The sequence below is a fragment of the Streptomyces sp. MNU76 genome (genome assembly GCF_020982545.1).
In the GTDB taxonomy this organism is placed as follows: Bacteria; Actinomycetota; Actinomycetes; order Streptomycetales; family Streptomycetaceae; genus Streptomyces.
On record NZ_JAJKLK010000010.1, the window covers coordinates 86,119 to 106,348 of the forward strand.

The 20,230-nt window shown below is 73.8% G+C and carries 1 protein-coding gene and 1 pseudogene; one reads left to right on the forward strand and one right to left on the reverse strand.

From position 1 onward, the window contains the following. Nucleotides 1-18: 18 nt before the first annotated feature. A complete protein-coding gene (locus E4N62_RS24355; protein WP_230217710.1) occupies nucleotides 19-1,059 on the reverse strand; it encodes an iron ABC transporter permease in 1,041 nt (346 codons plus the stop codon). Between the two features lie 199 nt (nucleotides 1,060-1,258). Between E4N62_RS24355 and E4N62_RS24360 the strand changes: the two are divergent. Further along, nucleotides 1,259-20,227 (forward strand): annotated as a pseudogene (locus E4N62_RS24360) (amino acid adenylation domain-containing protein). Nucleotides 20,228-20,230: the final 3 nt, after the last annotated feature.

The following is a 20,230-nucleotide window of genomic DNA, read 5'->3' on the forward strand; positions in this document are numbered from 1 at the left end:
CGGTCGTGAGGTCATGGTTCACAGCTCCGCGAGACGTCGGCGGCGGACCAGCGCGATGAAGAAGGGGCCGCCGACGAAGGCGACGAGGACACCGGCCTGGATCTCGGTCGGGCGGGCGAGCAGGCGGCCCGCGATGTCGGCGGCCAGCAGGAGGCAGGGGGCGAGGAGGGCCGACAGCGGGAGCAGCCAGCGGTGGTCCGGGCCGATCCCGGCCAGTTGGGCGAGGACCCGGGCGATGTGCGGGACCACCAGGCCGACGAAGACCACGGGCCCGATGACGGCGACCGCTCCCCCGGTGAGCAGGGTGACGGCGACGACGCCCTGGACGCGGACCAGGCCCAGCTTGAGGCCGAGCGACTTCGCGACGTCGTCGCCGAGCGCGAGGCTGTTGAGGGCGGGGGCGCAGGCGAGGGCGAGGATCGCGCCGACGGCCAGGAAGGGCAGCACGCGCAGCAGGACGGCCTCGTCCTGGTTGGCGAGGGAGCCGGCGCTCCAGAATCGGTAGCGGTTGAGCGCGTCCGGGTCGGTCAGGGCGATGGCGCTGGTCAGCGAGAACAGCAGGGAGGTCACCGCCACACCGGCCAGCGCGAGTTTGACCGGTGTAGAGCCGGACCGGCCCAGCCCGCCGAGGAGGTACACGAGGACGCTGGCGGCGAACGCGCCGCCGAAGGCGAACCAGATGTAGCCGTACACCGATCCGATGCCCAGCACCCCGACCGACAGGACCACGGCGAAGGCCGCGCCCGCGCTCACCCCGAGGATGCCGGGGTCGGCCAGCGGATTGCGGGTCAGCGCCTGCATCAGCGAGCCCGACAGGCCGAGGGCGGCGCCGGTGGCGAGGCCGAGGGCGGTGCGTGGCAGGCGTACGGACCAGATGACGTTGTCGATCCGGGTGCTGGGGGCGTCGCCGACCAGGGTGTGCCACACCTGGTCGAGGGGGACGCCCAGGGCGCCGAACGCCATCGACAGGGCGCACAGCGTGAGCAGGAGGACGCCGGAGAGCGTCAGCAGCAGTACCGCGCGGGGGCCTTTCGCCGCCCGGACCGTCGAGGTCCCCACGTCTTCAACTTTCTTTGATGAGGCTTGCCTTAACTGTAGGGCGAGCACGCGGTGAACTGTAGGTCTTCCCTCGAATGCCGCCCCGCCCCGGCGGGTACCTCTCTTCGCGGACCCTGTGAATTAGGTAACCCTTACCTTAGTATGTCCGCGACCCCGGCCCCTGGTCCGGGACCCCGACCCGCTGGGGAGGCTCGCGGCTGTGTGCGGTTCCGAGGAAGTTCTGTCCCATTGGCGGCGGTTGCTGACACCGCTCCCGCTCGAGATCGCGCTGCCCGCCGACCGGCCGCATCCGCCACATCCGCTGCCCGGACGGGACACGCGGGCGGTGACGGACCTCCCGGACGCCCCCGACACCGTCCGACTCGCGGCGTTCGTCGCGCTGTTGCACCGCTACACCGGGGCCACGGATCTGACGGTCTGTCATGGCGGGCTCCCGCTGCGGGTGTCCGTCGCGCACGAGCCGACGTTCGCCGAGTTGGTGCGACGGGTGACCGAGGCGTGGGAGGACGCGGCGACTCACCGGGTGCCCGTCGGCCTGCTGGTGGAGGAGCTGCGCCCCCGGCCGACCCGGGGCGGCGGGCTGTTCTGCAACACGGCGTTCGGCACGGCCGACCGCCCGGCCGGTGAACTCCCCGCGCCGGTCGACGTGTTGCTGGAGGTGGACGGGGACTCGGCGCGCGCGTCGTACTCCCCCGCTCTCTTCGACGGCACGACGATCGAGCGGCTGCTGGGCCACTACCGCACCCTGCTCGCCGACGCCGTGGCCCGGCCCGGGACGCCGGTGGCCCGGCTGGATCTGATGTCCCGGGAGGAGTACGGGCAGGTCGTCCTCGGCTGGAACGCGACCGCGCACTCGGTGCCGGCGGACACCTGGCCAGCCATGTTCGCCGAGCAGGTGCGCCGACGCCCCGAGGCCGTGGCGCTGGTCTTCGAGGACGAGGAACTCACCTACGCCGAGCTGGACGAACGCGCGGGCCGCCTGGCGCACGCGCTGATCGCGCGGGGTGCCGGTCCCGAGCGGATCGTCGCCCTGTCGCTGCCGCGGTCCGCCGAGCTGATCGTGGCCGAGGTGGCCGTCCTCAAGTCGGGCGCCGCCTATCTGCCGATCGACCACGACTACCCGGCGGACCGCATCGCGTACATGCTGGGCGACGCACGGCCCGTCTGCATGGTGACCACCGCCGAGACCGCGCGCGACCTCCCCGACCCGGTGCGGGGGATGACCCTCCTGGAGCTGGACTCCCCCGCCACGGCGGCCGAGTTGGCGGATCGCCCGGCCCACGACCCGACCGAGGCGGACCGCGGGGCGCCCCTCACGGTCCTCAACGCCGCCTATGTGATCTACACCTCCGGCTCGACCGGCCGCCCCAAGGGCGTCGTCCTCGCACACGGCGGCGTGGCGAAGCTGGTGGCCACGCAGAGCGAGCGGTTCGGCATCGGACCGCACAGCCGAGTGCTGCAGTTCGCCTCGCCCAGCTTCGACGTCGCCTTCTGGGACCTGTGCCTCGGACTGCTGTCCGGCGGCCGGCTGGTCGTCGTCCCGGCGGAGCGCCGGGTGCCCGGAGCGCCGCTCGCCGACTACGCGAACGCGCACGGCATCACCTTCATGATCCTGCCGCCCGCACTGCTCGACGCCATGCCCGACGACATCGAACTGCCGCCCACGGCCACCCTGTTGGCGGGAACCGAGCGGGTCTCCCCCGAGCTGGTGGGCCGGTACGCGCGCGGGCGGATGATGTTCAACGCCTACGGCCCGACCGAGGCCACCACAAACTCCACGCTCGGGCTGTGCGATCCGGACATCCCCGCCGGGGCGATCGTCCCGATCGGTGTGCCCGACCCGGGGACCCGGGCGTATGTCCTGGACGCGTTCCTGCGGCCGGTGCCCGCCGGGGTCACCGGCGAGCTGTACCTGGGCGGCGCGGGCCTGGCGCGGGGCTATCTCGGGCGACCGGACCTGACCGCCGAGCGGTTCGTCGCCGACCCGTTCGGGGAGCCCGGCGAGCGGCTCTACCGCACCGGTGACCTGGTGCGCTGGCGGGCGGACGGACGGCTGGAGTTCCTGGGGCGCGCCGACGCCCAGGTCAAGATCCGCGGCTTCCGTATCGAGCCGGGCGAGATCGAGTCGGTGCTGCGCGGCCATCCGGCCGTCGACCAGGTCACGGTCGTCGTCCGTGAGGACCGCCCGGGCGACCGCCGTCTCGCCGCCTACGTCGTCCCGACCCTCGACGCACCGCGTGACGCGGACCCGGATGCACGGGTCGAGGAGTGGAAGGAGCTGCACGAACTCCTCTACGGGGCGGCCGGTTCCGAGGACTCGGGCATCGAGGGCGCCGAGGGTTCCGCGGGATCCAGGGGTTCTGAGGGAGGGGGGTCCGGGGGATCCGGCCTCCGCGAGAACTTCGCGGGCTGGAACAGCATGTACGACGGCACGCCGATCCCCGTCGAGGAGATGCGCGAATGGCGCGCGGCGACCGTCGACCGGATCCGTGAACTCGGTCCGGCCCGGCGGGTGCTGGAGATCGGCGTCGGCAGCGGACTGATCCTGTCCCGGATCGCGCCCGACTGCGAGGCCTACTGGGGCACCGACCTCTCGGCGGAGGCCGTCGCGGCCCTGCGCGCGCAGGTCGCCACCGATCCGGAGCTGGCCGCGAAGGTCGAGCTGCGGACCACGCCCGCCCATGACACCGAGGGCCTGCCCGAGGGGTACTTCGACACCGTCGTCATCAACTCCGTCGCCCAGTACTTCCCCGGCGGGAAGTACCTCGCCGACGTCCTGCGTCAGGTGTCGGAGCTGCTCGCCCCCGATGGCCGGATCTTCGTCGGCGACGTGCGCAACCTGCGTCTGCTGCGCACGCTGCGCGCCGCTGTGGAGACCCGCCGGGCGACCGGCGGTGACGAGGACGACAAGAGCGCGCTGCGGGCGGCCGTCGAGCGGTCGGTGCGCTGGGAGGGCGAACTCCTGCTCGACCCGGACTTCTTCGCCGCCCTCGACGGTTTCGACGCGGACATCCGTCTCAAGCGGGCCGCGCACCACAACGAGCTGAGCCGCTATCGGTACGACGTCGTGCTGCGCCCGGGGACTCCGACGGCGGCCCGGGAGCTGCCGGAGGCCGACTGGTCGCAGGTCGGCGGCCTCGGCCGACTGGCGGGGCTGCTCGCCGGGCGACCGGACGGACTCCGCGTCACCGGTGTGCCCAACGCGCGCCTCGCGGACGACCTGGCGGACCTGCGCCGCCTGGAGGGCAGCAGCAGGCAGGCGGCGGGCGGAACCGACCCCGAGGACCTGCACGCCCTGGCAGCCGAGCACGGCTACCGGGTGGCGCTCACTTGGAACGGGAACGCCGACGACGGCGCGTTCGACGCCGTGTTCGTCCTCGACGGCCCCTTCGGCCCGCTGTACCGGACGGCCGGTGTCCATCCGCGCGCCAACCGGCCCGCGCCCTTCCGTGACGTGGGCGCGCTGATGCGGACCCTGCGCGGGCACGCCGCCGAGTGGCTGCCCGACTACATGGTCCCCTCGGCGTTCGTCCCGCTGCACGCCCTGCCGGTCACCCCCAGCGGCAAGATCGACGCGCGAGCGCTGCCGGCGCCGGACTACGCCACGATGAGCTCCGGCCGCGCGCCGCGCACCCCCCGTGAGCGGCTGCTGTGCTCGCTGTACGCCGAGGTGCTCGGCCTGGACACGGTGACCGCCGAGGACGACTTTCTCGCGCTCGGCGGCGACAGCATCAGCGCCATCCGACTCCTCATCCGCGCCAGGGAGTCGGGTCTCAGGCTCACCACTCGTGACGTCTTCCGGCACCGCACGGTCGAGGCGCTGGCCGAGGCCGCCGTCGAACGGGTCGCCGAACACACCGCCGACGAGCCCCTGATCGAGGTCGGCCCGGCCGAACTGGCCGAGATCCAGGGCACACATCCGCTGCCCGTCGCCGAACTGCTGCCTCTCACCCCGCTCCAGCAGGGCTTCTTCTTCCACGCCCTCACCGGCGGCGCCGACGGGGACACCTATGTCGTCCAGCAGGTCCTGGACCTCTCCGGACCGGTCGACGCCGACGTGCTGCGCCGGGCCGCGCAGCGCCTGCTGGACCGGCACGCGCCGCTGCGGGCCGCGTTCCGCCAGCGCCCGGACGGCACCCCGGTGCAGATCATCACGCGGGACGCAGAGCTGCCCTGGCGGGAGGTCGACCTCTCGTCCCAGGACGGGGAGGTCCGCGAGACGTTGGGCGACGCGGTGTCCGCCGACGAGCGGGCCCGGGGCTTCGACCTGGCCGCGCCGCCGCTGCTGCGCTGCGCCCTGGTCCGGCTCGGCGAGGAGCGCAGCCGCCTGGTGCTGACGTTCCATCACATCATCGCGGACGGCTGGTCGTTGCCGGTGCTGCACCGGGAACTGATGGCGTTCTACGGCACCGACGCGCCCGCGCTGCCCGAGGTCGCCCCCTACCGCGGCTTCCTGCGCCGCCTCGCCGAGCAGGACCGTGCGGCGGCGCGCGAGGTCTGGCGCGACGCGCTCGCCGGGCTGGAGGAGCCCACGCGGCTGGTCGGCGCCCCGGCCGACGGGGCACCCGTACGACCGGAGCACGTCCGGGTGGAACTGTCCGAGCGAACCACCTCGCGGCTCGCCGAACGGGCCCGTGAGCACGGTGTCACCCTCGGCACGGTGGTGCAGGGTGCCTGGGGTCTGCTGCTGGGCCGGCTGACCGGCCGGGACGACGTGGTGTTCGGCACCACGGTCTCCGGGCGCGACGGCGAGGTGGACGGCATCGCCTCCATGGTGGGCCTGTTCATCAACACCCTTCCGACACGCTTCCGTTGGACACCCCGCGAGTCACTTGGGACCCTGCTCGCGCGCCTCCAGGAGGAACAGGCCCGGCTGCTCGACCACCAGCACCTGGGTCTCGCCGAGATCCAGCGGCTCACCGGGCACACGGGCTCCGGCGAACTCTTCGACACCCTCGTCGTGTTCGAGAACTATCCCGCCGAGTCGGACCTCGGGGACGCCTCGGGCACCGTACGCATCACCGGGGACGCCTTCCACGACACGGTGCACTATCCGCTCGCCCTCGTCGTCAAGCCCGGTCGACGGCTCGACCTGCGGCTGAAGCACCACGCCGAGCGCCTCGACGGCGACACCGTCCGTGCTCTCGGCGACCGGCTGGCCCGCGTCCTGGAGGCCATCGCCGAGGCACCGGACCGTGCCGCCGCCTCCGTTGAACTGCTCTCCCCCGACGAGGCCCTGCGGGCCCACCCTGCCGGGGAAGAGCGCGTCGCCCCGGAGTCCACCCTGGCGGAGGGCTTCGCCGCGCAGGTCGCCCGGACACCGGACGCGACGGCCGTCGTCTTCGAGGACGAGCGGCTGAGCTATGCCGAACTGGACGCGCGCGCCGCGGCGTTGGCCGTACGGCTGCGCGACCGGGGCGCGGGCCCGGGGGCGTTCGTGGCGGTCGCCGTGCCGCGCTCGGCGGAGCTGATGGTGGCCCTGCTCGGCGTCCTGAAGTCGGGCGCCGCCTATCTGCCGGTGGACCTCGACTACCCGGCCGACCGGGTGGCGCACATGCTCGCCGACTCGGGCGCCACGACGGTGGTCACACTCGCCGCGACGGCCGCCCGACTGCCCGGAGCGAGCCGGTCCGCCGGAGGGAACGTTCCTTCCGTCCTGCTGCTCGACGCCACCGACACCGGGCCGACCGGGGACTCCCCGCCCCAGCCAGCCGGCCTCGCCCCCACCACCACCCTCGCCCCCGCGTGCCCCGACGATCCCGCCTACCTGATCTACACCTCCGGCTCGACCGGTCTGCCCAAGGGCGTCGTCGTCACCCACCGGGCCGTCGTGAACCGACTGGCGTGGACCCAGGGCGAGTACGGCCTCGGCCCCGACGACCGGGTGCTGCAGAAGACGCCGTCCAGCTTCGACGTGTCCGTCTGGGAGTTCTTCTGGCCGCTCCTCGAAGGCGCGACCGTGGTGCTCGCCCGCCCGGACGGCCACCGCGACCCCGCCTATCTGGCCGAACTCGTACGGGCGCGGTCCATCACGACCATGCACTTCGTGCCGTCGATGCTGGAGGCCTTCCTGCAGCACGACGAGGTCACCGGCGACCCCACCTGGTCGGCGTCGCTGCGCCGCGTGCTGAGCAGCGGCGAGGCGCTCCCGGTCACCGCGGCGAGCCGCTGGCACGCGCTGACGGGTGTGCCGCTGCACAACCTGTACGGCCCGACCGAGGCGGCCGTCGATGTCACCTACCACCCGTACGCCTCCGACGAGGAGCCGACCGGCGCGTCCGTGCCCATCGGACGGCCCGTGTGGAACACCGGGCTCCGGGTCCTGGACACCTGTCTGCGGCCCGTCCCCGACGGTGTCCCGGGCGAGCTGTACCTGACCGGCGTCCAGCTGGCCCGCGGCTACCACGCCCGGCCTGCGCTGACCGCCGAGCGGTTCACCGCCGACCCCTACGGGCCGCCCGGCACCCGGATGTACCGCACCGGTGACCTGGTCCGGCGGCGCGCGGACGGGGTGATCGAGTACCTGGGCCGGACCGACCGGCAGGTCAAGCTGCGCGGCAACCGCATCGAGCTCGGCGAGATCGAGGCCGCGCTGGTGCGGCTGCCGGAGGTGGCGCAGGCCGCCGTGACGGTACGCGACGACACCCTGGTCGCGTACGTCGTGCCCACCGGAGACGCCACCGAGCCGAGCCACCTGCGCGAGGCCCTGGCCGGCGCCCTCCCCTCCCCCATGGTCCCGAGCGCCTGGGTCGTCCTGGACGCGCTGCCGCTCACCCCGAGCGGCAAGCTGGACCGGGCCGCGCTGCCCGCGCCGCAGGGCTCGCGCGGCACCGTCACCCGGGCGCCGGGCAACCCCCGGGAGCAGGTGCTCGTCGAGATCTTCGCGGCCGTGCTGAAGCTCCCCGAGGTCGGGGTCGACGACGACTTCTTCCACCTCGGCGGTGACAGCATCAGCTCGATCGCCGTCTCCAGCCGGGCCCGCCGCGCGGGTCTGGTGATCGGCCCGCGCGAGGTGCTCGAGCACCGCACGCCCGCGGCGCTCGCGGCGGCCGCGGCCCTCGACAAGTCGGCCGCCGGGGAGAGTCCCGCCGAGTCCGCGTTCACGCTGACCGAGGAGGAGCGGGAACGAATCGACCGGCTCGCGCCGGGCCGGATCGAGGACGTGTGGCCCCTCGCCCCGCTCCAGGAGGGCCTGTTCTTCCACTCGAACTTCGACGACAGCTCCCTGGACGTCTACACCGTCCACGAGTCCTTCGACTTCGCCGAACGCGTCGACACCGAGCGGCTGTCGGCCGCCGTGCGCACGCTGCTGGGCCGCAACCCCAGCCTGCGCGCCGGGTTCACCAGTGAAGGGCTGCGCCGGCCGGTGCAGTTCATCGTGCGCGACGCCGAGGTCCCGCTGAGGGAAGTGGATCTCTCGGGGCTCCCGGCGGCCGAACAGGACCTGCGGATGGGGGAGTTGCTGGAGGAGTCGAGGGCGCAGCGGTTCGACCTCACCCGTCCGCTGCTCTTCCGGATGCTGCTGGTGCGGCTCGGTGCGGAGCGTGGCGACCGGCTGGTCGTCGGACGTCATCTGATCCTGTGGGACGGCTGGTCGGCCTGGCTCTTCCTGGGCCAGCTGTTCGCGCTGTACGAGAGCGGGGGCGACCCGGTGGGCCTGGACCGCCCCGGCTCCTACCGCGACTACCTGACCTGGCTGGAGCGGCAGGACGACACCGAGGCGACCCGCGCCTGGCGGGCGGCCCTGTCCGGCTTCGAGGAGCCGACGCTGCTGGTGCCGGCCTCCTCCGACCGGGGCCGGGAGCCGGTGATCCCGCGGCAGCTGGACGCCGTGCTGGAGGCGGCGGTCGCGCGGCGGCTGCGCGACACCGCGCGCGCCCACGGTCTGACCCTCAACACCGTGCTCAACGCCGCCTGGGGTCTGGTCCTGGCGGGCGCGACCGGCCGCGGCGACATCGCGTTCGGTACGACGGTGGCCGGGCGGCCCAGCGAGGTGCCGGACGTCGAGAACGTCATCGGCATGTTCCTCAACACCGTGCCCGCGCGTATCGCCTTCGATCCGCGCGAGCCGGTCCTGGACCTGTTGCGCCGGGTCCAGGGCGAGCGGCTGGAGGTCATGCCGTACGAGTACCTGGGCCTGGGTGTGCTCCAGGCCGAGACGGGCCACCGGCGGCTGTTCGACACGTTGTTCGTGCTGCGCAACGCCGACACGGACGAGCGGCTCGCCGAGCTGCGCGCGCGGCACGGCGCGACGGCCGTGGCCAATGTCGACGCCACGCACTATCCGGCGAACCTGGTGGTGACCCCCGGCGAACGGGTCCGGGTGACGCTGGCCTACCGCCCCGACCTGCTGGAAGACACGTACGCCCAGGGCCTGTTGGACCGCTTCGTGCTGCTGGTCGGCCGGCTGGTGGCGGACCCGACCGCCCCCGTCGGTTCGCTGGACGCCCTGCTGCCGGCCGAGGCCGCCGCGCTGGCCCGCGAGGAGGCCGAGCAGCGGCAGCCCGTGCCGCACGAGACGGTCGCGGACATGCTGGCCGCGCAGGCCGCCCGCACCCCGGACGCGACCGCCCTGGTCTTCGGCGCGCGGACCCTCACGTACGCCGAACTCGACGCGCGCTGCGACCGGATGGCCCGGCTGCTGCTCGCGCGGGGCGCCGGACCGGAGCGGGTGATCGCGCTCGGGCTGCCGCGCTCGATCGACATGGTGGTCGCGCTGTTCGCGGTGCTGCGCACAGGGTCGGCGTACCTGCCGCTGGAGCTGGACCACCCCGCCGACCGGCTGTCGCTGATGCTGGCGGACGCCCGCCCGCTGCTCCTGCTGTCCACCGAGGCCGTGTCCCGGACGCTGACGGGCGACACGCCGCGCGTCCTGCTCGACGACCCGGCGGTGGCGGCCGAGCTGGCGGCCTACCCGGCGGGCCCGGTGTCGGTGTCCTTCAGCCTGGACCACCCGGCGTACGTCATCTACACCTCGGGCTCCACGGGCCGCCCCAAGGGTGTCGTCACGCCGTACATCGGCCTGACGAACATGCAGCTCAACCACCAGAAGGAGATCTTCGCGCCGGCGATCGCGTCGGCGGGCGGGCGGCGGCTGCGGATCGCGCACACCGTGTCGTTCGCGTTCGACATGTCCTGGGAGGAGCTGCTGTGGCTCGTCGAGGGGCATGAGGTGCACATCTGCGACGAGGAGCTGCGGCGGGACGCGACCGCGCTGGTGGCGTACTGCGAGGAACACCGGGTCGACGTCGTCAACGTGACCCCCACCTACGCCCATCTCCTCATCGAGGAGGGCCTGTTGGAGGGGCACCGGCCGCCGTTGGTGCTGCTCGGCGGCGAGGCCGTCACCGAGACGGTGTGGAACACCCTGCGGGACACCGAGGGCACGTACGGCTACAACCTGTACGGCCCGACCGAGTACACGATCAACACCCTCGGCGGCGGCACGGAGGACAGCGCGACCCCGACCGTGGGCCGGCCGATCCGCGCCACCCGCGCGCGCATCCTCGACACCTGGCTGCGTCCGGTGCCGGACGGGGTGGCGGGCGAGCTGTACATCGCGGGGGTCGGCCTGGCGCGCGGCTATCTCGACCGGCCGGGACTGACCGCCGAGCGCTTCGTGGCCGACCCTTACGGGCTGCCGGGTGAGCGCATGTACCGCACCGGCGACCTGGTACGCCGGCGCGCCGACGGCAACCTGGACTTCCTCGGCCGTACCGACGACCAGGTCAAGATCCGGGGCTACCGGGTCGAGCTGGGCGAGATCGAGACCGCCCTCGCCCAGCACCCCGAGGTGTCCCAGGCGGCCGTGCTCGCCCGCGACGACACCACGGCACCGGGTACGAAGCGGCTCGTGGGCTACGTCGTTCCCGCCGAACTCGACAGGGAAGCGCGGGACTCGGCCGAACGGGAGCAGATCGGTGAGTGGCAGGAGATCTACTCCGCCGAGTACACCGAGATCGGCACCGCCCTGTTCACCGAGGACTTCGCGGGCTGGGACAGCTCCTACGACGGCACGCCGATCCCCGTGGAGCACATGCGGCAGTGGCGCGAGGCCACCGTGGAACGCATCCGCGAACTGGGGCCGCGCCGCATCCTGGAGATCGGTGTCGGCTCGGGTCTGCTGCTGTCGAAGCTCGCCCCGGACGCGGAGACGTACTGGGCGACCGACTTCGCCGCGCCCGTGATCCGCAAGCTCACCGAAGGCGTGCGCAGCGACCCTGCGCTGGCCGGCAAGGTCGAACTCCGCTGCCAGGCGGCCGAGGTGACCGACGGCCTGCCCACCGGGTTCTTCGACACGATCGTCATCAACTCCGTCGTCCAGTACTTCCCGAGCCTGGACCACCTCCACCAGGTGATCCGCGGCGCCCTCGGCCTGCTCGCGCCCGGCGGCGCCCTGTTCCTCGGAGACGTCCGCGACCTGCGCCAGGCCCGGGCGTTCCAGTCCGGTATCCAGGCCGCCCGCGCCGAGGCGGACACCGACCCCGAGGTCCTGCGCCGGGCCGTGGAGCGGGGTCTGGCGCTGGAGAAGGAACTCCTCGTCGACCCGGACTGGTTCACCACCCTCGGTGTCGGCGTCGACCTGCGCACCAAGGCGGGCCGCCACCACAACGAGCTGACGCGCTACCGGTACGACGTGGTGCTCTACGAAGGGGACGCCGGCCTCTCGCTGGACGGTGTCCCGGCCGTCGACTGGACCGGCCGGGAGGCGCTCCTCGCCCGGCTCGACGACGGCGGACCGCTGCGGGTGCGGGGCGTCCCGGACGCCCGCACGGCCGGCGACCTCGCCGGGCTGCGGGCCCTGGACACCGGCCGCCCGTCGCCCGTCGCCGCGACGGGCGTGGAACCGGAGGACCTGCGGGAGACCGCCGAGGCACGCGGCTACCGGCTGCTCACCACCTGGTCCGCCGAACCCGGCGCCTACGAGGCCGTGTTCGTGCCCGGCACCGACACCGCCCGCACCGCCGGCCTGTACCGGCCGCGCGCCGACCGCGACACCACCGCTCCGTACGCCAACACGCCGGCGGCCGGACGCGGCCACACCGCGCTCGTCCGGCGGCTCCGCGACGACCTCGGACAGCGACTGCCCGGCTACATGGTGCCCGCCGCGTTCGTGGTACTGCCCGGCCTGCCCATGAACGACAACGGCAAGCTGGACGTGCGCGCCCTGCCGGACGCCGAGCCGGCGGTCGCCCTGTCGGCCGGGCGCGGCCCGCGCACCCCCGTCGAGGAGGTGCTGTGCCGGCTCTTCGCCGAGGTGCTGGGGCTGCCCCGCACCGGTGCCGAGGACAACTTCTTCGACCTGGGCGGCCACTCGCTGCTCGCGACCCGGCTGATCAGCCGCGCCCGCACCGAACTGGGCGCCGAGCTGGCCATCCGTGATCTGTTCGAGGCGCCCACCCCGGAGGCACTGGCGCTACGGGCGGGCACCGGACGTCCCGCGCGGCCCGCCCTGCGGACGGTCGCCGAGCGGCCCGCGCGCATCCCGCTGTCGGCGGCACAGCGGCGGCTGTGGCTGGTGGAGCGGCTCACCGGCGGCGGGGTGGCCTACAACTTCCCCCTCGTCTTCCGGCTGCGCGGCGAGCTGGACCTCGACGCGCTGCGGGCGGCCCTGGTCGATGTGACGGACCGTCATGAGACTCTGCGGACCCGTTTCCTGGAGGAGGACGGCGAGCCCTACCAGTGGATCGTGGCGCCGGGTGCGGCCGAACCCGCCTTCCAGGTCGCCGAGGTCAGCGAGGAGGACCTGGCGAGCCGGATCGAGGCGGCACAGCGGCGGCCGTTCGACCTGAGCACCGAACTGCCGGTTCGCGCGGAGGTGTTGCGGCTAGGCCTCGCCGAGCACGTGGTGGCGCTGGTCCTGCACCACATCGCGACCGACGAGTGGTCGGACCGGCCCTTCCTCGCCGATCTCACCACCGCGTACCGGGCCCGGGCCGAGGGCCACGCGCCGGGGTGGCCGCCGCTGCCGGTGCAGTACGCCGACTACACCGTCTGGCAGGACAAACTGCTCGGGCAGGTCGGTGCGGCCCAACTCACCCACTGGACCGACGCGTTGCGGGAGCTGCCCGAGGAGCTGTCGCTGCCCCTGGACCGGCCCCGCCCTGACGCGCCCACCGGGCGGGGCGGCAAGGTGCGTCTGGAGCTGTCCCCCGCCACCGGACGGGCGCTGCGCGAGCTGTCCGCCGCCACGAACACCAGTATGTTCATGCTGTTCCAGGCGGCCACTGCGGCGCTGCTGCACCGGCTGGGCGCCGGGGACGACATTCCGCTCGGGGCACCCATCGCCGGACGTACGGACGACGCACTCGACGACCTGGTCGGCTTCTTCGTCAACACGCTGGTGCTGCGCACCGATCTGTCGGGCGCCGAGGACGGCCCCTCCGACCTGACGTTCACTCAGCTTCTTGGCCGGGTGCGGGAGTCGGCGCTCCAGGCGTTCGAGCACCAGGACCTGCCGTTCGACCACGTGGTGGAGGCCGTGAACCCGCCCCGGGTGGCCGGCCGCAACCCGCTCTTCCAGGTCATGCTCGGCTACCACTACCGGCCCGACGGCGACCCGGACGTGCTGGGCATGCCGACCGAGTGGTTCGACATGGACACCGGCATGGCCAGGTTCGACCTGCACTTCACCTTCGTCGACGAGGTGGGACAGGACCGTCTCACCCTGCTGCTGGAGTACGCGCTCGACCTCTACGACGACGAGACGGCCCGGCGTACGGCCGGGCGGCTGGCACGGCTGCTGGAGCAGGTCGCCGACGCACCGGACACGCCCGTGCGGGAGCTGGAGGTGCTGGCGGAGGCCGAGCGGGAGTCGGTGCTGGTCCGGTGGAACGACACCGGACGGGAGGTGCCCGCGACCACCCTGCCGGAGCTGTTCCGCGCCCAGGTGGCGCGGACCCCGGACGCGCTCGCCCTCGTCCACGACGAACAGCGCCTGACGTACGCGGAGTTGGACGCACGGGTCGAGCGGACCGCGCGGGTGCTGGCCGGGATGGGCGTGGGTCCGGAGCGCACGGTGGCGGTGGCGCTGCCGCGTTCGGTGGACCTGGTGGTCGCCCTGCTGGCGGTGCACCGGGCCGGTGGCGCCTATCTGCCCCTGGAGGCGGACCAGCCGCGGGAACGGCGGGCGCTCATGCTGGAGGAGGCCCGGCCGGTGTGCGTCGTCGAGGACGCGCTGCCGCAGGGTCCCGAGGGTGAACTCCCCACCGGGTACGACCCGGCGAGCCCGGCCTATGTCATCTACACCTCCGGGTCGACGGGCCGCCCCAAGGGAGTGGTCGTCCCGCACGAGGGCATCGTCAACCGGCTGCTGTGAATGCAGGACGCCTACGGACTCGCCCCCGACGACCGGGTGTTGCAGAAGACCCCGGCCGGCTTCGACGTGTCGGTGTGGGAGTTCTTCTGGCCGCTGATCACCGGCGCCGCGCTGGTGGTCGCCCGGCCGGACGGCCACCGGGACCCGGCGTATCTGGCCCGCGTGATCCGCGAGCAGGGCGTGACCACCACGCACTTCGTGCCGTCGATGCTCCAGGTGTTCCTGGAGGAGCCGACCGCCGCGCGCTGCACGGGTCTGCGCCGGGTGATGTGCAGTGGCGAGGCGCTGCCGCCGACGGTGGCCGAGCGCTTCCACGAGGTGCTCCCGGCGGAGCTGCACAACCTGTACGGGCCGACGGAGGCCTCGGTCGACGTCACGGCCGGCCGGGTGCCGCCGGGGTCCGACCGGGTGGTGATCGGGCGTCCCGTGTGGAACACCCGGACCTACGTCCTCGACGCGGCGCTGCGGCCGGTGCCGCCCGGTGTGGCGGGAGAGCTCTATCTGTCGGGCGTCCAGCTCGCCCGGGGCTACCTCGACCGTCCCGGGCTCACGGCGGAGCGGTTCGTCGCGGACCCGTACGGCGGACCGGGCGCGCGGATGTACCGGACGGGCGACCTGGCCCGTTGGCTGCCCGACGGCACACTCGACTTCCTCGGCCGGACCGACCACCAGGTCAAGATCCGTGGTGTGCGCATCGAGCCCGGGGAGGTCGAGGCCGTGCTCGCGCGGCACGCGTCCGTCGCCCACGCGGTCGTCGTCCCCCACGACCAGCGGCTCGTCGCGTACGTCGTCCCCGCCGTGGGAGAAGCCGCCGACCCGGCGGTCCTGCGGGCCCACACCGCCGCCGCGCTGCCCGAGCACATGGTGCCCGCGGCGGTCGTCGTCCTCGACGCGCTGCCGTTGACGTCCAACGGCAAGCTGGACCGGCGCGCGCTGCCCGCGCCCGACTTCACGGCGGGCGGCGCCGGCGCCGGCCGGGCGGGGAGTCCGCGGGAGGAGATCCTCCGCGGTCTGTTCGCGCAGGTGCTGGGCGTGGACCGGGTCGGCGTCGACGACGACTTCTTCGCCCTGGGCGGCCATTCGCTGCTGGCCATGCGGCTGGTCGCCGGCGTCCGGGCCGCGTTCGGGTCCGAGGTGTCGCTGCGCACGGTGTTCGACGCGCCGACGGTGGCCCGGCTCGCGCGGCGGCTGGCCGACACGGCGGACACGGCGGGGACCGCCCGCCCGGCGCTGACGGTCCGGGAGCGCCCCGAGCGGCTGCCGCTGTCCTCCGCCCAGCAACGGCTGTGGGTGCTGTACCAGGTGGAGGGCCCCAGCGCGACGTACAACATCCCCTCGGCCTGGCGACTGACGGGCGCGCTGGACGTCGAGGCGCTGCGGGCGGCCGTGCACGATCTGGTCGTCCGGCACGAGACGCTGCGCACGGTCTTCCCCGACGACGAGGGCCGGGCCCACCAGCTGGTCCTGGCGCCCGGGGACGTCCGGGTGCCGTTCGAGGTCGTCGACACGGACGACGAGCTGCTGCCCGAGCTGCTGGCGGAGGCCGGCGCGTACGGCTTCGCGCTGGAGCGTGAACTCCCGCTGCGGGTCCATGTGTTCCGCACCGGCGAGGAGGAGTGGACCGTCCTGCTGCTCCTGCACCATATCGCGGGGGACGAGTGGTCCGAGGGCCCGCTGCACCGGGACCTCGGGCTCGCCTACGCCGCCCGCAGGGCCGGACGCGCGCCCGAGTGGGAGCCGCTGCCCGTCCAGTACGCCGACTACACGCTGTGGCAGCGCGACGTCCTCGGCGACGAGAAGGACGAGGGCAGCCTCGCGGCACGGCAGGTCGCGTACTGGAAGCGGGCGCTGGCCGGGCTGCCCGAGGAGCTGGCGCTGCCCGTGGACCGGCCGCGTCCGCTGGAGTCCACCTACCGGGGCGGCTCCGCCGACCTGTCGCTGGACGCCGCGCTCGCCTCCGCGCTGGACGGGTTGGCCCGGGAGAACGGGGTCAGTGTGTTCATGGTGCTCCAGGCGGCCGTGGCCACGCTCCTGTCCCGGCTCGGCGCGGGCGACGACATCCCCGTCGGCAGCCCGATCTCCGGGCGCACCGACTCAGGGCTGGACGACCTGGTCGGGTTCTTCCTCAACACGCTGGTGCTGCGCACCGACACCTCCGGTGACCCGACGTTCCGGGAGCTGCTCGGCCGCGTCCGGGAGGCCGACCTGGCGGCCTTCGACCACCAGGACCTGCCCTTCGAGCGGCTGGTGGAGGTGCTCGACCCGGCCCGCTCGCTCGCCCGTCACCCGCTGTTCCAGGTGATGGTCGTATATCTCGCGTCCCGCGACGAGACGGGGCTGTCCGGCTTGGCCGGTCTGGCCGCCCGCCAGGACGACGTGGCGCGGACGACCGCCAAGTTCGACCTGTCCTTCGACTTCGTCGAGCGCGGCGACGGCACCGGCGTGGACGGCGTCCTGGAGTACAGCGCCGATCTGTTCGACCCGGCCACCGCCCAGTCGTTCGCGGACCGGCTGCGGCACGTCCTGCGCGCCGTGACCGACGATCCGGACACCCCGCTCGGCGGCATCGACATCCTCGCCCCGGACGAGCGGGCCCGGCTGCTCGGCGGCTGGCACAGCACGCCGGTCGCCGGTGGGCCCACCACGGTGCCCGCGCTCTTCGAGGAGCGGGCGCGTCTCCACGGCGGCCTGCCCGCCGCGGCCTCCGACGGCGTGGAGCTGACCTTCGCCGAACTGAACGCGGACGCCAACCGGTTGGCCCGGCTGCTCGTCGAGGCGGGCGCGGGACCGGAGCGGTTCGTCGCGCTCGCGCTACCGCGCACCGCGCACTTCCTCACCGCCGTCCTCGCGGTGCACAAGGCGGGAGGGGCGTATCTGCCGCTCGACCCGGACGCCCCGCCCGAGCGTACGGCCGACGTCCTCGCCGACGCCGGTCCGGTCCTCACCCTGACGACCCGCGAGTCCGGCGCCGGACTGCCGCCCGGCATCGCCGCGCTGCGGCTGGACGATCCCGGCACCCGGGAACAGCTCGCGGCACAGGACCCGGCCGACCTCACCGACGCCGACCGCCGAGCCCCGCTGACGCCCCGTCACCCGGCGTACGTCATCTACACCTCGGGCTCCACCGGCCGCCCCAAGGGTGTCGTGATCACCCACGAGACGCTCGGCAACCTCTTCCACAGCCACCGCGAGACGCTGTACGCGCCCGCGATCGAGGCGGCCGGGCGGCGCCATCTGCGGGTCGGTCACGCCTGGTCGTTCTTCTTCGACGCGTCCTGGCAGCCGCAGCTGTGGCTGCTGGACGGGCACTGCGTGCAGGTGCTGTCGGAGGAGGTCCGGCGCGACCCGGAACTGGTCACCGAGACCGTGCTCCGGCACCGCTTCGACTTCCTGGAGGTCACGCCCTCGTTCTTCGCGCAGATGGCCGACAGCGGGCTGCTGGAGGGCGGCGACTGCCCGCTCGTGGTCGTCGGCGTGGGCGGCGAGGCGGTGCCCGTCGCCCTGTGGAAGCGGCTGTCCGAACTGCCCGGCACCGAGGCGTTCAACCTGTACGGGCCGACCGAGTCGACCGTGGACGCCCTCGTGGGACGCGTCCGCGACAGCGAACGGCCGCTGGTGGGGCGGCCGGTGGCCGGCACCCGGGCGTACGTCCTCGACGACCGGCTGCGGCCGGTGCCGCCCGGCGTCCCCGGTGAGCTGTATCTGGCGGGCGGCGGTCTCGCCCGGGGCTATCTGGGCAGCCCGGGTCTGACGGCCGAGCGGTTCGTGGCCGACCCGTTCGGTCCGGCCGGATCACGGCTGTACCGCACCGGCGACCTGGCCCGCTGGACCGGTGACGGACGGATCGACTACCTCGGCCGCGCCGACGACCAGGTCAAGATCCGCGGTTTCCGGATCGAGCCCGCCGAGATCGAGGCCGCGCTGACCGCCCATCCGGAGGTCGCCCAGGCCCTGGTGACGGTCCATCAGGACGGGGCGCGCAAGCTGCTCGTGGCCCATGTGGTGCCGGCCCCGGGCCGGGAGCCCGCCCCGGCGGCGCTGCGCGCCCATGTCGCCGGACGGCTGCCCGACCACATGGTCCCGGCGGCCGTGGTCGCCCTGGCGCGGTTCCCGCAGCTGGCCAACGGCAAGCTGGACCGGTCCGCCCTGCCCGCGCCGGACTTCTCCGCGCTGTCCTCGGGACGGGCACCCTCGACGCCGATGGAGGAGGTGCTGTGCACGGTCTTCGCGGAGGTGCTGGGGCTCGAACGGGTCGGTGCGGACGACGACTTCTTCGCCCTCGGCGGTGACAGCATCGTCGCCATGCAGCTCGTGGGCCGGGCCCGCGCGGCGGGACTGAGGATCAGCCCGAGGCTGGTCTTCCGGCACCGCACCCCGGCCGCGCTGGGCACGGTCGCCGAGGCGGCCGACGTGTCGGCGCCGCGTCCGGCGGACGACGGCACCGGCACGGTGCCGCTCACCCCGGTCATGCACTGGCTGCGCGAACTCGGCGGCCCCTTCGCCTCCTACCACCAGGCGGCCCTGGTCCGCACTCCGACGGACCTGGACCTGACGGGTCTGACCGCCGTGCTGCGGGCGCTCGCCGACCGGCACGACCTGCTGCGGGCCACCCTGGTCCGGCCCTCCGCCGAGGACACCGAACAGTGGTCGCTGCACGTGCCGAGCGTCGGAACGGTCGACCCGGCCGACTGGATCGAACGGGTCGACGTCCGCGGGCTGGACGCGACCGCGCTCGGCGAGGCCGTACGCGAACACACCGTCGCGGCACGGGCGTTGCTCGACCCCGATGCCGGAATCATGGTCAGGGCCGTGTGGTTCGACGCCGGCGACGCCCCGGGGCGGCTGCTGCTGATGGGCCACCACCTCGTCGTGGACGGTGTGTCCTGGCGGGTGCTGCTGCCGGACCTCGCGGCGGCCTGGCAGGACGTGTCGGCCGGACGGCCCGTCGGGCTGCTGCCCGTCGAGACCTCCTTCGCCCGCTGGTCGAGGCTGCTCACGGAGCTGGCCCAGCGTCCCGAGCGGGAGGCCGAACTCCCCGTGTGGGAGGCGGTTCTCGCCGACGGCGCGGCCTCCCTGCCGCTGTCCCGGGACCGCGACCCCGACCGCGACACCAGCGCCACCCGGCGCGAGGTGGTCCTCCGGCTGCCCGCCGAGCACACCGGCCCGCTGCTGTCGGCGGTGCCGGCCGCGTTCGGTGCCGCCGTCAACGACGTCCTGCTGGCCGGGCTCGCGCTCGCCTTCGCGGACCGGCGGCGCCGGGACGGCAGCGGGGACGGTTCGGTCCTCGTCGACCTCGAAGGGCACGGTAGGGAGGAGGGGTTGGGCGGTGACGGGATCGATCTGTCGCGTACGGTCGGCTGGTTCACCAGCGTCTACCCGGTCCGGCTGGACTCGGGACCGGCCGACCCCGTCGAGGCCTTCGCCGGGGGCCCGGCGGCGGCTGAGGCCGTGCGCCGGGTGCGGGAGCATCTGGCGGCACTGCCCGCGAACGGGGTCGGCTACGGGATGCTGCGGCACCTCAACCCCCGTACCCGCGAGGTGCTGGCGGCCTACGAGGCGCCGCGCGTCGAGTTCAACTACCTGGGCCGGTTCGGCATCCCGGAGAAGACGGACTGGTCGTACGCGCCGGAGGAGGACGCGGCGGACATCGGGTCGGAGGACGCGATGCGGGAGGGCCACGCGCTGGAGATCAACGTGGTGGCCGAGGACCGGGCGGACGGGCCGGTGCTGGCCGCGCACTGGTCGTATCTGGAAGGACTGCTGCCGCGCGACACGGTCCAGGATCTCGCCGAGACCTGGTTCCGGGCCCTACGGGGGCTCGTCGCGTGGGCCGAGCGGAACCCGAAGTGAGAA